The following is an 18201-nucleotide window of genomic DNA, read 5'->3' as shown; positions in this document are numbered from 1 at the left end:
TTTTGGTTACTGGTTGGCTGTTGTCATTCCGACGATAGAGCCTTCGGCTTCGCTGCACTTCGCTCAGAATGAGAACCCCGACTTCGGACTCCCGACTTCCAGCTAATCTTCCTTACAAATCGTATTGTTTTATTTTCCTGTACAGCGTTCTTTCGGAAATTCCCAGTTCGGCTGCTGCGGCTTTTCGTTTGCCGTGGTTCCGTTCCAGGGCCTTCCTGATGAGTTCCAGTTCCTTGTCCTGGAGGGAAAGCGTTTCTTCCTCTTCGATCTCTTCGGCAAAGTGGTATTTGTCTTCGGTGTTCCGGAGTTCCTGGTCCTGCGCCACGGGAAGCACCTCCAGGGCCTCGCTGTCTTCGTAATCCTCGATAGCCGGGTAGTTTTCGGTAGAGATGCCTGAATTCCTGGCGAGATCTTCAAAATCATCAGGAGCATCGGATTTTCCGTAGATTTTCCGGATGAGGTTCTGGTTTTCCTCTTTTACCTTCTGACTGCTGCCCGACTGCATGAGTTCGAGTGTGAGCTTTTTCAGGTCGTTGAGATCACCTTTCATATCGAACAGTATTTTGTACAGGATCTCCCGTTCGCTGCCAAAATCACCCTGGGACTTTTTGTCACTGATCACAGCCGGCAGGTTTTTTCCGGCACCGGGCAGGTACCCCGTAAGCGTATTTGCCGAGATGGAGCGGTCCTGTTCCAGTACCGATATCTGCTCGGCCACATTCCTGAGCTGCCTGATATTCCCTGCCCATCGGTATTCCAGCAGTACTTTTACGGCGCTGTCCTCCAGCCGGATTGCGGGCATTTTGTATTTCTGGGCAAAGTCGGCGGCAAACTTCCGGAAGAGCAGGTGGATGTCGTCCCTGCGGTCTCTCAGCGGGGGAAGGTGTATTTCCACGGTACTGAGGCGGTAGTAGAGGTCTTCGCGGAACTTTTCCTTTTCGATGGCCTCAAACATATTGACGTTGGTAGCGGCTACGATACGGACATTGGTTTTCTGCACTTTTGACGACCCTACCTTTATAAACTCCCCGTTTTCCAGCACCCGTAAAAGCCGTACCTGGGTGGTGAGCGGGAGTTCTCCCACTTCGTCCAGGAATATGGTACCCCCGTCGGCCTCTTCGAAATATCCGCTACGGGTCTGGGTGGCCCCTGTAAAAGAGCCCTTTTCGTGCCCGAAGAGCTCGCTGTCTATGGTACCCTCGGGAATGGCCCCGCAGTTGACCGCGATAAACCTGCCGTGTTTGCGATGCGACAGGGAGTGGATGATCTTGGGAATACTTTCCTTTCCTACTCCGCTTTCCCCGGTTACCAGTACCGAAATATCGGTAGGGGCTACCTGTGTGGCTTTTTCGATGGCGCGGTTGAGCTTTACATCGTTGCCTATGATACCGAACCGCTGTTTTATGGCTTGTACGTTTTCCATGCTCTTCTGACTGCCTTCCCGGTTTGGTGTATGCAATACCGGGAAAACGTGTTTTGGGTTATACTTGCTTGCTGCTTCCGGATTAGAACAAGCTCTTATCAGAAAGGCCTGTTGCTTCTCCTATCAGGGTTGCAGCAGTACAGTCGGTAATCTTTACATTGACAAAATCGCCTATATTGTAGTGTTCTTTGGGAAATACTACAACCGTATTCTGGGTATTGCGTCCCATCCAGTGGGCATCGCTTTTTCTGGAAGGGCCTTCGATAAGCACCTCTTCCGTTTTTCCCAGGTGCTGCTGTGTACGGAATAGACCGTGCTGTTGCTGCAGGTTGATGATCTCGGTAAGCCTGCGCTTTTTGACCTCTTCGGGAACATCGTCTTCCATCTTTCTCGCGGCCAGTGTTCCGGGACGCTCCGAATAGGCAAACATAAAGCCGAAGTCGTATTTCACATATTCCATAAGTGAGAGGGTATCCTGGTGGTCTGCCTCGGTTTCTGTGGGAAAACCGGCGATCATATCGTGAGAAATGGCACAGTCGGGAATGATCTCCCTGATGTTGTCGATAAGCCGGAAATACTCTTCCCTGGTATGCAGGCGGTTCATGGCCCGGAGTATACGGTCGCTCCCGCTTTGCACCGGGAGGTGGATGTATTTGCAGATATTGGGATATTCTGCCATGGTCCTGATCACGTCAAGTGTCATGTCCTGCGGGTTGGAGGTAGAGAACCGGATGCGCATTTTGGGATATGCTTCGGCTGTCATAGACAGCAGGCCGGCAAAACTTACCGCTGTGGCTTTCTGTATCCCCGAGGCATTTTCGAAATCCTTCTTGAGCCCTCCTCCATACCACAGATAGCTGTCTACATTTTGCCCGAGCAGGGTGATCTCCCGGTATCCCTTTTCCCAGAGCTGCCCCACTTCCTCCAGGATGGATTGCGGATCCCGGCTTCGTTCCCGACCCCGCGTAAACGGGACCACGCAGAAGGTGCACATATTGTCGCATCCCCTGGTGATCGATACAAAGGCAGTGACCCCGTTACTGTTGAGCCGCACCGGAGAAACATCGCCATAAGTCTCTTCTTTGGAGAGAATGACATTTACCGCATTGCGCCCTTCATCGATTTCCTGCACCAGGTTGGGCAGGTCTTTGTAGGCATCGGGCCCTACCACCATATCCACGATCTTTTCCTCTTCCAGGAACTTGCTTTTCAGGCGCTCGGCCATACAGCCCAGTACCCCGACCTTCATGGCGGGGTTTATCCTTTTGACGGCGTTGAACTTTTCGAGCCTTTTGCGCACGGTCTGTTCTGCCTTTTCCCGTATGGAGCAGGTGTTGATCAGGACCAGGTCGGCTTCTTCCAGCTGCTGGGTGGTATTGAAGCCTTCCCCGGCAAGGATGGAGGCTACGATCTCGCTGTCGGAGAAATTCATCTGGCAGCCATAACTTTCTATATACAGTTTTTTACCGTCTTTCCGGTGCTGTACACCTTGTTCCGGGTAATGCTGTATATCCATTACGAGCTGCTCTCCCTGTTTCTTTTCGTCTATTGTTTTTTCCATAATACCCTGTGCCCTTAACGGAATGTTTTATCGGTGATCTTCCGGAAATATACTGGAACCGGAAAGGTTGTACGGGTCCGGCCCGGAAAAACGAATTGCACTCCGTTTGTGATATTTTCAGGGTACAAAGATAGGATTATTTATAAACTCAGTGACAATTTGGCAGGGAAATGCCGGGGTATTTTTATTCAAAAAAACACGGGGGTGCTTCCATAAATTTTTTTTAATATACTTTTGTAATCTTAAAATCGGGTTTATGGCAAAGAATTTAGTGATTGTTGAGTCGCCTGCCAAGGCAAAAACCATAGAAAAGTTTTTGGGAAAGGATTATAAGGTAGCGTCCAGTTACGGACATATTTCCGATTTGCCTTCCAAAGAGCTGGGGGTAGATGTGACCAAGGATTTCAAGCCGAAATATATTGTTTCGAAAGACAAGAAAGAGGTGGTTAAAAACCTCCGGAGCCTCGCTTCCAAAGCTGATACGGTATGGCTTGCGAGTGATGAGGACCGCGAAGGGGAAGCCATAGCCTGGCACCTGGCGGAACAGCTTAAGCTCGACCGGTCCAAGACAAAGCGCATCGTTTTTAATGCCATAACCCGTAACGCCATTCTCAAGGCGATAGAAAACCCCAGGGGGATAGATTACAACCTTGTCAATGCACAGCAGGCGAGGCGCGTGCTGGACCGGCTCGTGGGATACGAACTCTCGCCCGTACTCTGGAAAAAGATAAAGGGCGGACTGTCTGCCGGGAGGGTGCAGTCGGTGGCCGTAAGGCTTATCGTGGAACGCGAACGGGAGATCAACCGGTTTACCCCGGAAGTGTCGTTCCGCATAGTGGCCGAGTTCCGGACCGCGGAAGGAAAGACTTTCAAGGCCAAACTGCCGAAAACTTTCGGTACGAAGGAAGAAGCAAAACAGTTTCTCGAACGCAATACCGGCGCGGCGTTTAAGGTAGCCAGCCTTGAGACCAAACCTGCCAGAAAGACCCCGGCACCTCCTTTTACAACATCCACACTGCAACAGGAGGCCTCCCGGAAACTCTACTTTTCGGTGAGCAGGACCATGAACATAGCCCAGCGCCTGTATGAAGCGGGGCTTATCACCTATATGAGAACCGATAGCGTAAACCTTTCTCCCGAGGCATCAGAGGCCGCAAAGGCAGAGATAAAACAGGCCTTCGGGGAAAAGTACAGCAAACCCAGGAATTTTGCACAGAAGGCCAAGGGGGCCCAGGAAGCCCATGAAGCCATACGTCCTACCGATATATCACGTCATTCCGTGTCCGTAGAACGTGACCAGGCACGGTTGTACGACCTGATCTGGAAGCGTACCATTGCCTCCCAGATGAGCGATGCGGAACTGGAACGTACGAATGTGAAAATAGAAGCCGATACGCATAAGGAGCTGTTTACTGCTACCGGGGAGGTGCTTAAATTCGACGGTTTTCTGAAGGTGTATATCGAGGGAACGGACGAAGAGGACGAAGAACAGGACGGCCTGCTTCCGGCATTGGAAAAAGGAGAGGTCCTGGACAATACGGTAATGACGGCTACCCAGCGTTTTTCGCGGGCGCCGTACCGCTACACGGAAGCGTCGCTGGTAAAGAAACTGGAAGAACTGGGAATAGGGCGCCCTTCTACTTATGCGCCTACCATTTCCACCATACAGAACCGCGGTTATATAGAAAAGGGCAGTATAGAAGGAACAGAACGCAAATACACACAGTTTACCCTGCGTAAGGGTGAGTTGCAGGAGAAGACACTTTCGGAAATTACAGGGGCGGATAAGGGAAAAATGGTGCCTACGGATATAGGGACCATAGTCAATGATTTCCTGGTGACCCATTTCGAAAACATACTTGATTATAATTTTACGGCCAGGGTAGAACAGAATTTTGACGATATTGCATCGGGAGAAGAAGACTGGACCCTGATGATGAAGGAGTTTTACAAAGGGTTCCACCCCCAGGTAAAGGATGTAGAGGAAAATGCCGACAGGGAAAGGGGAGAGCGTATCCTGGGCACGGATCCCGAAAGCGGGAGACAGGTAAGTGTACGGCTGGGGCGTTTTGGCCCGATGGTGCAGATAGGGGTGGCTGAAGAAGAGGAAAAACCCCGCTTTGCCAGCCTGCTTCCGGAGCAGACCATAGAGGGTATTACCCTGGAAGAGGCATTGGGGCTGTTCGAACTGCCGCGAGTGCTGGGCGATTTCGAAGGCAAGCCCGTAGAGGTCAATGTGGGACGGTTCGGTCCGTATGTCCGTTATGACAATGGGTTTATTTCCCTGGACAAGGGGGAAGATGTCTTTGATGTGACGCTGGACCGGGCGGTAGAGCTCATAAGGGCCAAGCAAAAGGCCGATGCTCCCATAGCTACATATAAGGGAAAGGACGTGACCAAGGGCAAGGGACGGTTCGGTCCGTTTATCAAATGGGACGGAATGTTTGTCAATGTCAATAAAAAATACGATTTTGACAACCTGTCTGATGATGATATAACCGAACTGATCGAGGACAAGCTTAAAAAGGAAGCCGAAAAAGTGGTGCGGGAATGGCCGGAAGAAGGGATACGCATAGAGAAGGCCCGCTGGGGCAGGCACAATATCATCAAGGGCAGGAGCAAGGTGGAGCTTTCCAAGGATGTCGATGTTTCCGGACTGGAGCTTGAAGATGTAAAAAAGAGGCTGGAAGAAAAAAAACCGGTTAAGGGAAAGGCGGGAAAAGCGCGTAAAAAGTAACCGGATATTAAAGAATAACGCCGATGGCAGGAAAAGTATTGGCGAAACACGAGTAAAAAGTATGGATTTTGAGTTCTTGTCGCCCGTAAGTACGACAGTGGTGGCCCATAATCAGTTACTGTCTGCACAGACCATAGGAAACCAGATAGGGATGCATACCGGGCAGGAGGGAATACCTGATCTGGAGCAGGTGAAACTGGCTGTCGTGGGTGTGGATGAGACGAGGAATTCTGTAGTACAGGGGGCAGGAATATCGCCCGGCCTGGACGAGATACGCATTCAGCTATACCGGCTTTACGGGGGAAACTGGAGTCACGGAATGGCGGACCTGGGTGATATTTCGGCGGGAGATACCGTAGAGGATACCTATTTTGCGGTGAAATCTCTTGTGGGATACCTGGTAAAAAGGGAAATTGTACCCATTATTATAGGGGGCAGCCAGGATATTACCTATGCCACTTACAGGGCCTTTGACCAGCTGGAACAAATGGTAAACCTGGTCTCTGTAGATAGCCGTTTTGATTTCGGCTCTCCCGGTGAACTGATTTCTTCCGCTTCCTATATGAGCAGGATTATTGTAGAGCAGCCGAATAATCTCTTTAATTTCAGTAATCTCGGTTATCAGACCTATTTCAATGCCCAGGAAGAGATCGATCTTATGGACAAATTGTTCTTCGATGCCTACAGGCTCGGGGCGCTGGCGGAAGACATTACCCTGGCCGAACCCGTTTTTCGCGATGCCGATGTGGTAAGCCTTGATATGACCTCCGTCAGGGGGGCAGACCTCGGGCATGCGCCCGGAACATTTCCCAACGGTTTTGACGGGCGTGAGATCTGCGCCATTGCCCGGTATGCGGGGATCAGTGACAAGGTGTCCGTATTCGGGATCTATGAAAACCGGAATACTCCGGCCAGTGCTCAACTCGCCGCACATATATTGTGGTATTTTATCGAAGGGTTTAATTTCAGGAAAAAGGATTATCCTTTCTCCGGGACCCGTAATTACGAGAAATATATCGTTCCGATGGAAGATCAGGAATTGTGTTTTTACAAAAGTGATGTTTCCGGGAGGTGGTGGATCGAAGTGCCGATTCTCGGGGCACCGAATAATAAATTGAAAAGACATACGTTATTACCATGCACCCAAAAGGATTATTTGGATGCCTGCAACGAGATCATCCCCGAACGCTGGTGGAAGGCCTGTAAGAAAACGGCCGTGGGATGATGCCGGCAGCGGTGCAGTGAATGTTACCGGCCGGAATACAGCTGAAAAAAAATCGGGATATCGGAAGTAATAGGGTATGCGGAATTTTTTAAACCATATTAACCGAAAAAGCGAATGAAAAAACTATTTTTTGTTATAGCCCTCGGAGCTGTTTTGTACAGCTGCGGTAAACAGGACAGGGGAGAGTTGGTAGGAGTAGGCGGAAAGCGATGGCATCCGGAAAAGCCTTACGGAATGACGCTGGTGCCCGGGGGTTCCTTCATTATGGGAAAATCGGAATCTGACGTTTCCGGCGGAATGAACGCCCCTACCAAAACGGTTACCGTAAGGTCGTTTTATATGGATGAGACCGAGATCACCAATAGTGAGTACCGCCAGTTCGTGGAATGGGTCAAGGATTCCGTGCTCCGTACCAAACTGGCCATTCTTGCCGATTACGAAGGGCTGGGCCCCGGGGACGGCGGGATAGGAGAATATGCCTTTAAGGATGCCGATACTTCCCAGCTTTCGGAATACGACAGGTATATGATCGAAAATTACGGCGGTATGGGTGAAACCGGTTTTGAAGGACGTATGCTCAATAAGAAACCGAGACTGATATGGGACCCGGCGAAATATCCGGATCAGTATTATACCGAAGTTATGGACTCCATGTATCTTCCCCTGGAGGAGTCGTATAACGGTTATCGTACCATAGATGTCACCCAGTTGAAATACAAGTACACCTGGATGGATATACAGGCGGCAGCCAAAATGAAAAAGGGGAACCGGAAAGACTTTGTAAAGACGGAAGAGATGATGATCTATCCGGATACTACGGTGTGGATCAGGGATTTCTATTATTCCTATAACGAACCCATGCACAATGATTATTTCTGGCACGATGCCTATAGTGAGTATCCCGTGGTGGGAGTGTCGTGGAAACAGGCCAAGGCATTCTGTAACTGGCGGACCAAATACAAGAATGACTTTCAGAAATCGAGGGGTGCAGGTTTTGTAAACCAGTTCCGACTGCCGATCGAGGCGGAATGGGAATATGCGGCCCGGGGCGGACTCGAATCGGGGACCTATCCCTGGGGAGGACCCTACCTGATGGACGAACGCGGATGCTTTCTGGCCAATTTCAAACCGAACAGGGGCGACTATGCGGCCGATGATGCCCTGTATACCGTGGAGGCAAAATCCTATAAACCCAACGATTACGGGTTGTATAATATGGCAGGGAATGTTTCCGAATGGACCAATTCGGCCTATGACCCCAGTTCGTATGACTATGCTTCTACCATGAACCCCAATGCCTACGACGAACAGAACAAGAGGAAGGTGATACGGGGAGGTTCGTGGAAAGATGTCGCCTATTTCCTGCAGGTGAGTACCCGGGATTTTGAATACCAGGATTCTGCCAGAAGCTATATCGGCTTCCGTACGGTCCAGGATTATATGGGGGCAAAAGAGATAGGCCGCTAAGCGGTGTTCTGAGATTTTAACTGATATATAACAAATCAACTATTTACCATTATGGCAAGATCCAAATCCAATAAGAAATTATTTAATATGGCCTATAGTCTGGGGGCCTCGGTAGTTATCCTGGGAGCGCTTTTCAAGCTTAATCACTGGGAGTTCGGGCCGCTTAACGGAACCGTCCTGCTGGCGATCGGACTGGTATCCGAGGCACTTATTTTTGCCATTTCGGCGTTCGAACCTGTAGATGAAGACCTGGACTGGAGCAGGGTGTATCCCGAGCTCAGCGGAGGAGAGGCCAGGAAAAGGGAGCAGAAAGTGGAGGAAGAGGTGAAGGAAGCCGAAGGATTGTTGTCCAAAAAACTCGACAACCTGCTCAAGGAAGCCAGGATCGATGCCGAACTGATGAGTAGCCTGGGGTATAGTATCAGGAATTTTGAAGGAGCTGCCAAGAATATAGCACCTACCGTAGATGCTATTTCCTCTACCAGGAAATACAGTGAGGAGCTCTCCCTGGCGGCCGCACAGATGGAATCGCTCAACAGTCTTTACAAGGTACAGCTGGAAAGCGCCGGACGACAGGCTGCCATTAACGAAGAGGTGGCCAATAATGCCGGACGCCTGAAAGAACAAATGGAATCGCTTACCACTAATCTTTCATCCCTTAACGGTGTGTACGGTGGAATGTTGTCTGCCATGAACAAACGCTAATAACCGCAAACACCAAAATCAAAAACCGATTAGGACATGGCAGGAAATAATTTGTCACCGCGTCAAAAGATGATCAACCTCATGTACCTGGTATTTATTGCCATGCTGGCGATAAATATGGGGAAAGAGGTGTTGTCGGCTTTTGGTACGCTGAATGAAAAACTCGAAGCTTCCAATGTAAAGGCCACGGAGGATAATACGGCAGCGCTGAACGGGCTGGCCCAGATGGCCGAAGAGAAACCCGACCGTTACCGCCCAATCCTGGAAAAGGCCGGGGAGGTAAAGGAGCTTTCGGCAGACTATTACAATTACCTGGAGGAACTGAAGAACGAAATGACCGAGAACCTGAACGATAAAAGGGATTATGAAAAAATGGACCAGGCCACGTTCCTCGACAACAAGTTCTTCAGGGGAGGAGGCCGGTATACCGACGAAGGACAGGAGTTTATCGACAGGATCAATACGTACAGGGAGGCCGTTATAACGGCGCTGGGTGAAGAAAATTTTAACGAGGTAAAGAGTTCGGTAGCCGAGCGTTTCTCTACGGGAGAGGACGGAAAAGTGGAAAACCGGGAAGGGGTGAAGATCGACTGGCTGAATTATAATTTTGAAGGATTTCCCCTCGTGGCATCCCTCACTAAAATAACCCAGATGCAGGCCGATATCAAAACCACCGAGAGCGATGTATTCAGCGCCATGCTCGGGGAAGAACTGAGCAGTGAGGTTTCCATGACCAACTACTCTACCTTGCTGGAGCAGCCCAAGTCGGCCTATTACCAGGGAGAGACCTTTGACGGGGCTATCGTACTGGGAAGGACGGATGCGACTACAAAACCTCACGAAGTGGAATTGTTCCTGGACGGGCAAAAGCTTTCGGAAGGAGACTACAGCCTTGACGGGGGAAAGGTCAGGCTGAATGTGAGTGCCGGCAGTCCCGGAGATCACAAGCTCGAGGGAAAACTGATCTTTATGCAGGATGAGGAAATGCTCGAAGTCCCGGTGTCGGCAGCATTTGCCACGATCTCCAAACCCAATGCAGCGGTAATTTCTGCCGATAAGATGAATGTGGTATACCGTGGGGTCTCCAATCCGATAACCATTTCCATCCCCGGGATTCCGGACAATAAGGTGTCTGCTTCGGCTACGGGACTCTCCAGGGTTTCGGGAAGCAAATACACCATGAGACCGGGAGGGGGAAGGACAGTAAATATTACGGCCAGCGGAGCACTGCCGGACGGGCAGCGCATCAGTACGACTACGGAATTCAGGATCAAGGACGTGCCCAGGCCCTCTGGAACCATAAGGGGCGAATCCGGAGAAGTGAGTATGCCCAGATCCAGCCTGGAAGTTTCTACGGTGGGCGCTTTACTGGAAGATTTTGACTTTGACCTGAACCTCGGTATAAGAGGATTTAAATTCAAGGTCCCGGGACAGCCTACCATTTCGGTTAGCGGAAATAAACTGGACGGGGCCGCCAGGAATGCCCTGAAACGGGCCCGAAGGGGAGATGCCGTTCAGGTCTTTGACATAGAGGCGTATATTGTCGGAAATACAGGATATAAACTGAAAAAGGTATCTCCGGTAGTGATACAGCTTACCAATTAGAACTCTACGATAATGCCTTGCAGGGTATATCGATGAAGCATCCGGGCTCCTTTTGCAGGTGTCGAAAGACATTGCCGGGGGAGTCCTTGTTATTTTAATATAGTACTATCCCAATTACTTAAACATCAGAATCATGAAAAGAAGAGTTACTACCCCGCTTTTCTTCCTTTTTGGTCTGTACAGCTTTTTGTTGTCTGCACAGGCCAATCTTCTCAATGCCAAAAAACCCGAAGAGATAGGAGTCAAGACGGAAAGACAGAAAAATGCGGACAACGATGCGCCCATGGATTACGGCTATGTCGATGACCGGGACATTATGTGGTCTAAAATGACGTGGGAAACCATAGATATTAACGAGAGGGTGAACTATGCTCTCTATTATCCCGTGGAACCCATAGAGCGGTCGAACAGGAAGTCGTTGTACGATGTACTGGTCGAAGCCATAAAGTCGGGAGAGCTTGAAGATATTTATGCGGATTCCTACTTTACGGAGAAAAGGGCTTTTGAAGAACTGGGATCGACCCTTTCCAAAATAGATACTACGGATATGGGATACGAGCAGCTCAACGCGGGCGAACGGTTGTCTCCCGAATACATAGACCGCCGCGACATCACCGCCGCCGACATCAGGGAGTACCGGATCAAAGGGGTCTGGTATTTCGACAAGAGACAGGGAGAGCTCAAGTACCGCCTCCTGGGGATAGCCCCGGTGGCCCCCGATGTCAATTTTATGGACGAGGGTATTGACGATGGTTCTAATCTGGTGGAACTCTTCTGGGTGTGGTACCCGGGGGCAAGACAGATACTCCATGAGGCCAAAGCTTTTAATAACAGGAATTCGGCAGCTCCCATATCTTTTGATACCCTGTTGAACACCAGGCGGTTTAACGCCGTGATCTATAAGGAGGACAATGTTCAGGGAGATCGTTATATCAAGGACTATGTAGTGGAGAATTCCCTGTTCCAGCTTTTGGAAAGCGACCGTATAAAGGAGAATATCAGGGGGTTTGAGGAAGATATATGGAATAATTGATCTTTCTTAGTTCTTAGTTCTTAGTTCGTAGTTGATAGTTGATTTCAGACTTTGAGCTGCGGGCTTCGTACTTCAAACTTCAGATCAGGATGCAGGAAGGGGATGTTTCTGGGGGAAATTAAGAGTGATGACCGTTCCCTTTTGCAATGTACTCCGTATGTCTATCTCCCCGTTGAGAATGATAAGGAGGTCGAGGATGATTTTCATTCCGAGGTTTTTCTCATGGTGTTCATAAGAAGGAGCTTTTATTTTTTCCGGGTGAAATAGTGCCCGGTAGTGTTGTAATTGCCCGGCAGACATGCCCCTGCCCGTATCCCTTACGGTGATATATAGGCGTTGCTTTTTTAAGAAAGCCTGTATGGAGATCGTTCCGCCGTAGGTATTCTTGACCGCATTGTCGATAAGGTTGTGGATAATGATGGATAACAGGTGCTTGCTTACCGTAGTGAGGAATGCTTTGGGGACACCATTGTATATCCCTGTTTTCTGTGATTGGCCTATTTCGGAAAACAGGGATATTTTTTCCGCTACCATTTCGTGAAGGTCGTAAATATCCGGAGGAGCGTCCTTGCGCTGGTCATAGGCCTTGGCCTTGCTGTACTCCAGCAGTTTGCTGATAAAATCGTAGATATTCTCCGAAGCCGTATACAGCGAATAAATGCCTTTGTGGATCGTTTCCCTGTCTCCCATGTCATAGTGGTTGTGTATGTATTTTGCAGTATCTACCATGAAACGAAGCGGGCTGCGGATATCATGGCTTATGGATGCGATAAGCTTTTCCTGGATGGAGGTCTGTTGTTCGAGCTTGTTTCTGGTGATCTTCAGTGTTCTGATGGCGTTGCGCAGATGTCTTGTGTTTTCGGCTATCTTCTTTTGCAGGAGCATGTTTTTATAGCGCACATACCGTATCCTGAACTTTATGCTATAGTACAGAAGTACGGGAACGGCGAGTAGCAGCAGTAACAGGAACCAGTCCGTTTCCCAGAAATAGGGAGGTACGATCAGGGTAATGCGCTTATGGGTGTAATGGGAATAGAAACTGTTCATTTTCCGGACGACAATGGTATGGCTGCCGGGGGAGAGCTGTGAAAAGGTGATGGGCTGCCCCTGCGAAATGTATTCCCATTGCTCGTCGCCCTGGTCTTCCAGCCTGAACTGGAGATTGAGGTTACGGGGGTTTCCGAAGTACGGCGAATCGATCCATAGGTATATCCTTGAGAAGTCCCGGGGTACGTGAATGGTGTCGTTGTGAACCGTTACCTTCTCCCGGTGCTGAACAGTGTAGACCTCGTCGAGATAGAGTTTTGTATTTGGCAGCCTGGGGTGTATCTGGAGGGGATCGAACAGGACTATGCCTTCGAGGGAAGGGAAGGCGATATAGCCATTGGAAAGTGTTTCCCCGCAGGGCTGGCAGTCGCCGTTGAACTCATTGGAAGTAAACCCCGAGCTTTTATCGTAGTAGTGATAGTACACCTGGTCTGTCTTTCCCGTGGCATAGTCTATCATTTTCTGTTTTGAGACCTGAAACAGTCCTTTTCCGGAGGAGACCCACAGAAAGCCTTTTGCATCTTCCCGGATACAAAGAGGGGAGCGCATATACCCGTATCTGTCCGGGGGAAAACCGGTAAGGGTGTCGTTTCGGTACAGGAAAATGCCCTTGGTGGCGGTAGCGATCCACAATTCGTTTTGTGTACCCGCATACAGGTTTTTTATGTGTTTGTCCTGCAATCCGGGGATGGTGCTTATCCCTGATGTCTTGAGGTCGAGCCGGTACAGCCCTTTATAGCTGCCCAGCCAGAGGGAGGAATCCGGGGTCTGCAGGATATAGGATATGTCAAACCCGACCGATCTGAAGTACAGGGGGGGCTGGTCCGGTTGTGCGGGGTTCATGCGGTATAAAGCTCCTTTATTCCTTGTGTTTTGTCGTGCTGCAGGCCGGGTGGTAATCCATATGTTGCCATTTTTTCCGAGGTATACCCGGCCTATGTCTCCGGGGAGCTTCCATTGCCGGTATCCGTTAAAGCCGGTATCCTTACGGAAGCAATACAGCATATCCTGTTTTTTGGTCCAGATATTCCCGAAAGTATCGATGGTCATGCTCGTTTCGTCACCTTCACAGGGGAATCTGATCCGGGAAGTCCGGATTCCCGAACTGTCTGCCGTGATACGGGTACCATTGGCGGTCAGAACGGTATTGCTGTCCTGTGCGATAAGGGCATATTGCACCCTGTCGGGGTTGGTGTCGTAATGACTGTGGAATTTTTTTGGTCTGATCACCCCCAGCCCCCTGGTATTGCTCCCGAGATATAACTCGTTCAGCGACCTGTCGTAATAGATCGATATGATATCCTTGAACCGATGATAGCTGAAACGGTTCAATAATGGAGAAACCAGGAGCCGGTCCTTTTCTTTGGTTACGGTATAGAGGTTTCCGGAAGTAAGGATAAAAACCTGTTGTGCGATCCGGTTATAAATAATTTTCCCTATGCTGTCATTTTTCAGGTCCAGCATTCCTGAAGTATAGTTTTCACCGTATATCAGGGTGTATTTTCCCGATTTTGAAATATGGCATAGTGTATCTCCGACCTTAAAGAAGTCGCTTTTCCCCGACTCCGGTACCTGATCCAGGGCGACAGTGCTTCCGGGTGCAAAGAAGGGAGTCCCGGACGGAATACCCGGTTTGTTGTAGTATACGTGCCTGGCGGTTCGCCGGGTGATCAGGAGCGCTTCGTCAAAATCATTGAAAACCCAGATACTGTCCGATTTCCGGTTACCTGTGACCTGGGTCATGCTGTTGTTGCCGAGCCCGGTATTTTCGGAATTATAGGTTCTGAAGCTACTTCCGTTATACCGTACTACCCCGTTTTTGGTAAGCAGCCATATGTAACCGTGAATATCTTTAAATATTTCCGTAATGGTGTTCTGGGGCAGCCCGTCGCTATCGGTATACCAACGGAGGTTGTGGTCGTGGGTGAAGCTGTTGTTAATTTGTTTACAATAAGAAACATGGCAGAACAGGCTGTAAAGAATAATCAACGTAAGTCGCATTAGAATCAGAGCGGAATTCTAAAATATTATGTAAAAACCGTGAGTTCAGAGTTTTCTATATCAGGTATGGTAAAACAATTTTCCCGTCATATCCCTAATGGGAAGTTAGTGGAAATAATACCCTGATTTTATGTAAGTTGGATAAAATAGTGTTTGGGGTGTACAATGATACAAAAAAAATGGTGATTATCTCCTAACCGTTATTAGAACTTGTTCTATGTTTCAATCGAACTTATTCTATGTTCCAAAACAAAAGGTTCTACAGGTTTTCTGTTATTATTTCGGGCGTCGTCGTTTACTTTTATGTCAGTGCTTTTTCAACGGTATCCGGGAGGTAAGGAGCTTATACCGGTACTGTGCGAAAGGCAATACAGAGACAGGGTTTTTTACAGAGGGTAGTAATAGTGTGTATTTAAAACGACTAATAAAAAATGCGACTATGCCTTTATATTGTAAATATGTAATGTTCCTGCTGGGGATCAAACATTGTTCTTTTGAAAGTTTAACCTGGAAGCGCAGCCGGGAACAGCGCATGTGCTACCTGAAACATATACTGGATACGGAACTGTTGATTTCAAGGACAAAAGAAGAGATCGTTGAACTTCTCGGAGACGAATACAACCACTATTACGTAGACCGGTGGAAGTATTTTGTACACGATCTCAAGACGATCCCCTATAAGATGTATCTCGAAATAGAATTTCGCAATAATACGGTTTCCGACTGTAAAGTGCGGCTTGTCTGAAATTATATAACCTATTCTATGGAAACAATAATAACTACCCCGAAAGAAACGTACGGCAGCACCCTGCGGAGCAAACTGGAAAATTTTCGCAGTACCGGCCGCCTGTACCTGCATTCCGATTTTCCGTTCTACTATACCGATGGCGTAAGATATGTCATGAACCTCTTCGAAAATGAGCCGGTTTTTGTGAGGATGGCCATGCAGGCCTTTGCGTTGTCTGCAGAGCAACAGCTTATCAAGATCCGCCTGTGCTGCGTACGTGAGGATTATTGCTGGATAGAGTATTGCAGCCGTGATGGCAATGTGATCAGGAAGCAGCGTCTTTACGACAGTATCCCGGTAGCACCCCGGCAGGCCATGTGCTTTTATTTTATAGGGCGTACCCTTCTGCTGCCTCCGGAGTTTTAGTGGTTGCAGCGGTATAGTTGTTAGTTCTTAGTTGTTAGTTGTTAGTTCGTAGTTTGTCATTCAGACCGTAGGGAAGAATCTCAACCTCAGATCAAAGGAACTTCAATAGCATAACGTCGAGACCGGAGATCCCTCGACTACGCTCGGGATGACAACACTGTCATTCAGAACGCAGCGAAGTGAAGTGAACCCGCCTGCCGGCAGGCAGGGAATCTCCTGCCCCCGGATCAAAGAACTTCCAACAGCATAACGGAAGCACCGGAGATTCTTCGGCTGCGCTACCTATGACGTATCTATCGTAAGTTGCTTCATTTCAAAAACGTCGTATCCATTCATGCGGTTACCCAAACGTTAGGTGTCAGGACGACAGTCAGCGAGCTGCAGAGTGTTACCGAAGAACCGAATTACCCCTACTATTTCCCCGCTTCCAGTTCCGAAATGCGTTTCTTCATGATATCGATGGTTTCCCGAAATGCGCCATTGGCTTCTTTCAGGGCGGTATTGGCTTCCAGTAAGGCTTCGATCCGGCCTTCCAGGGCATTGATTTTCTCCTGTAAGACATATACCCCGCTTTCTTCCTGTAAACTGTGCAGATCCTGTAATGCAGATGTCAGCATAGGCTCATCACCGGTAAGCAGCCAGGAAGGGTTCAGCTCGTCGCATTTGGTGTACAGCAACTGGGCATCGAAAGAATTTCTTTTCCTCCAGTTAGACAATACCTGCGGTTTTACACCCAGATGCCGTGCCAGGTCGATATCCCTTTTAAAGCGGTAGTGGGTCTTTATCCGGTCGAGCATGAAAGATCTGTCAATTTCCATTAACGTATCGAGTGTTAAAGTTTTGCGATAATTTTTATTTCCACAAAATGTTTATATATTTGTAGTGTTTTCCTACTGTACTTGTGAGGAGTACAGGTATTGCGTTTATAGCTGTAAATATACACAAATTGGATTGATTATTCCTGTTTGAATGATATTTAACATATATTATGATCGAAAAGTAGTATGTAGAATTGTGCGATTTTAACCCTGTAAAATGTATTTGCAGATTAATTCTATATTTGAATGAAACAATAATCCAACCCGAAGATTTAAGACGATGAGCCGAAGTAAACACCAATTGGATATCGAGATGGTCAAAGCGATTAAGCGGGGAGACCAGGCTGCTTTTGAGCGGTTTTTTGTGCTGATGAGAAAGAAGGTCTACTATTTTGTTTTTTCGTATGCCAAATCCGAATACGTGGCAGATGAAATTGTTCAGGAGGTTTTTATACGGATCTGGCAAAAGCGGGATAAGATCAAACCCGCTACTTTTCACACCCTGATATTTATCATGGCCAGGAACCTGACCTTTAATCATCTGAGGGATACCATGCGGAGGGAAGTGGCAAAGGAGGAGCTGTGGAATGGTATTACCGAACAGTACGACCAGATAGAAACACAGCTGTTCTATAAGGAGTATTGTAAGGTCATAGCCGGAATTGTGGATAAGCTGCCACAACAGAAAAAAAAGATATACCGGCTTTCCCGGCAGGAGGGCAGGAGCAATGCGGAAATTGCAGAGATGCTCGGGATCACCCCCAAGACCGTAAAGAATCACCTGTGGAAGATCATGGAGGCGATAAAGGCGGGAGTACGCCCCTTTACGGAGGGGAGCCTCCTGCTTATACTGTCATTCCTTTTGTCCTGAACAGCACGGTGCCACAAAAGGGAGTCTTTTATCTTTTCCGCTCCGCATACACGGCGTAGTATCTTGGCGTAATACATCTCAGCAGGGGCCTGAAACCTATCTTTTTGACCGGATTGGTCCATTTTTTCCGGGCTTTTATTTCCCATCCTGCCTTTTCGAGTAACCAGTCGAACTGCCAGTCTTCAAATTCGTGGTAATGCCTGTCCCACATATCGGTTTTGCTGCGGTATGCCGGCGAGAACCATAATCTCAACGGAACAGAGGCAACCAGTTTGTCGGCCTTGATGGCTGTTATGACATTAAAGGGCGATACCATATGCTCGAATATCTCAAAAGCCGTAACCGCATCATAGTGGTCGTGTTTTACAGCACTTACATCTATATCAAGATCTTCGCCCCCGGTATTGGTTACTTCGTATCCCTGTGCCTGCATGATACCGGTAAAGGGATTGGGAGTACCGAGGTCGAGTATCCGGGATGTTGCCGGCAGGTGCTCTTTTAAAAAACCGAGGGTGATCCCGTATCGCTTGTCAGGAAAATTGTTTTCGTACATAA

Annotated in this window: 14 protein-coding genes; 9 read left to right on the top strand and 5 right to left on the bottom strand. The window is 48.6% G+C overall.

The genetic code is table 11. The annotated features are described in order from the left end of the window. Positions 1–112: 112 nt before the first annotated feature. Complete coding sequence (locus tag DN748_RS00935; RefSeq protein WP_112370085.1) at positions 113–1423, bottom strand: sigma-54 interaction domain-containing protein; 1311 nt, start codon at positions 1421–1423, stop codon at positions 113–115. Positions 1424–1505: 82 nt separating this feature from the next. Next, the gene (gene miaB / locus DN748_RS00930) at positions 1506–2984 is read right to left on the bottom strand and encodes a tRNA (N6-isopentenyl adenosine(37)-C2)-methylthiotransferase MiaB (protein ID WP_112369884.1); all 1479 of its coding nucleotides are present in this window, start codon (positions 2982–2984) and stop codon (positions 1506–1508) included. 256 nt (positions 2985–3240) lie between these two features. Between miaB and topA the strand changes: the two genes are divergently transcribed. The 6 genes from topA to porN all read left to right on the top strand — a co-directional run bounded on the left by topA (position 3241) and on the right by porN (position 11756). After that, positions 3241–5721, top strand: coding sequence for a type I DNA topoisomerase (topA, locus tag DN748_RS00925; RefSeq protein WP_112369883.1), 2481 nt, complete (start codon positions 3241–3243; stop codon positions 5719–5721). 61 nt (positions 5722–5782) lie between these two features. Then, the gene (locus DN748_RS00920) at positions 5783–6946 is read left to right on the top strand and encodes a formimidoylglutamase (RefSeq protein ID WP_112369882.1); all 1164 of its coding nucleotides are present in this window, start codon (positions 5783–5785) and stop codon (positions 6944–6946) included. Positions 6947–7060: 114 nt separating this feature from the next. Continuing rightward, positions 7061–8413 (top strand): T9SS ring complex lipoprotein PorK/GldK, encoded by a 1353-nt coding sequence (gene porK / locus DN748_RS00915; RefSeq protein ID WP_112369881.1) that lies wholly within the window; start codon positions 7061–7063, stop codon positions 8411–8413. 51 nt (positions 8414–8464) lie between these two features. Further along, positions 8465–9118: a type IX secretion system motor protein PorL/GldL gene (porL, locus tag DN748_RS00910; protein WP_112369880.1), complete on the top strand. Its 654-nt coding sequence runs from the start codon at positions 8465–8467 to the stop codon at positions 9116–9118. 36 nt (positions 9119–9154) lie between these two features. Then, the gene (gene porM, locus DN748_RS00905; protein ID WP_112369879.1) at positions 9155–10723 is read left to right on the top strand and encodes a type IX secretion system motor protein PorM/GldM; all 1569 of its coding nucleotides are present in this window, start codon (positions 9155–9157) and stop codon (positions 10721–10723) included. 133 nt (positions 10724–10856) lie between these two features. Continuing rightward, the gene (gene porN, locus DN748_RS00900; RefSeq protein ID WP_112369878.1) at positions 10857–11756 is read left to right on the top strand and encodes a type IX secretion system ring subunit PorN/GldN; all 900 of its coding nucleotides are present in this window, start codon (positions 10857–10859) and stop codon (positions 11754–11756) included. An 84-nt stretch (positions 11757–11840) separates the two neighbouring features. Here porN and DN748_RS00895 read toward each other — a convergent pair whose 3' ends face one another. After that, a complete protein-coding gene (locus tag DN748_RS00895) occupies positions 11841–14804 on the bottom strand; it encodes a sensor histidine kinase (protein ID WP_112369877.1) in 2964 nt (987 codons plus the stop codon). Positions 14805–15243: 439 nt separating this feature from the next. On the opposite strand from DN748_RS00895, the gene DN748_RS00890 reads away from it, so the two are divergent. Together DN748_RS00890 and DN748_RS00885 are read left to right on the top strand one after the other, a co-directional pair. After that, on the top strand, positions 15244–15549 hold the full coding sequence (locus tag DN748_RS00890) for a hypothetical protein (RefSeq protein WP_146746538.1): 306 nt from the start codon (positions 15244–15246) through the stop codon (positions 15547–15549). A gap of 18 nt (positions 15550–15567) precedes the next feature. Next, complete coding sequence (locus DN748_RS00885) at positions 15568–15957, top strand: hypothetical protein (protein ID WP_112369875.1); 390 nt, start codon at positions 15568–15570, stop codon at positions 15955–15957. Between the two features lie 413 nt (positions 15958–16370). Here DN748_RS00885 and DN748_RS00880 read toward each other — a convergent pair whose 3' ends face one another. Beyond that, positions 16371–16775 carry a helix-turn-helix domain-containing protein gene (locus tag DN748_RS00880; RefSeq protein WP_112369874.1) on the bottom strand — a complete coding sequence of 135 codons (405 nt, stop codon included), beginning with the start codon at positions 16773–16775 and terminating at the stop codon, positions 16371–16373. A gap of 280 nt (positions 16776–17055) precedes the next feature. On the opposite strand from DN748_RS00880, the gene DN748_RS00875 reads away from it, so the two are divergent. After that, entirely contained in the window at positions 17056–17646 is a 591-nt protein-coding gene (locus tag DN748_RS00875) for an RNA polymerase sigma factor (RefSeq protein WP_112369873.1), read from the top strand. 28 nt (positions 17647–17674) lie between these two features. Here the strand turns inward: DN748_RS00875 and DN748_RS00870 are convergent, their stop codons facing one another. Further along, complete coding sequence (locus DN748_RS00870; protein ID WP_112369872.1) at positions 17675–18199, bottom strand: methyltransferase domain-containing protein; 525 nt, start codon at positions 18197–18199, stop codon at positions 17675–17677. Between the last annotated feature and the right edge of the window lie 2 nt (positions 18200–18201).

This window comes from Sinomicrobium soli (genome assembly GCF_003285545.1).
Classification (GTDB): Bacteria; Bacteroidota; Bacteroidia; order Flavobacteriales; family Flavobacteriaceae; genus Sinomicrobium.
This window is presented reverse-complemented; position numbering and strand designations above follow the sequence as displayed.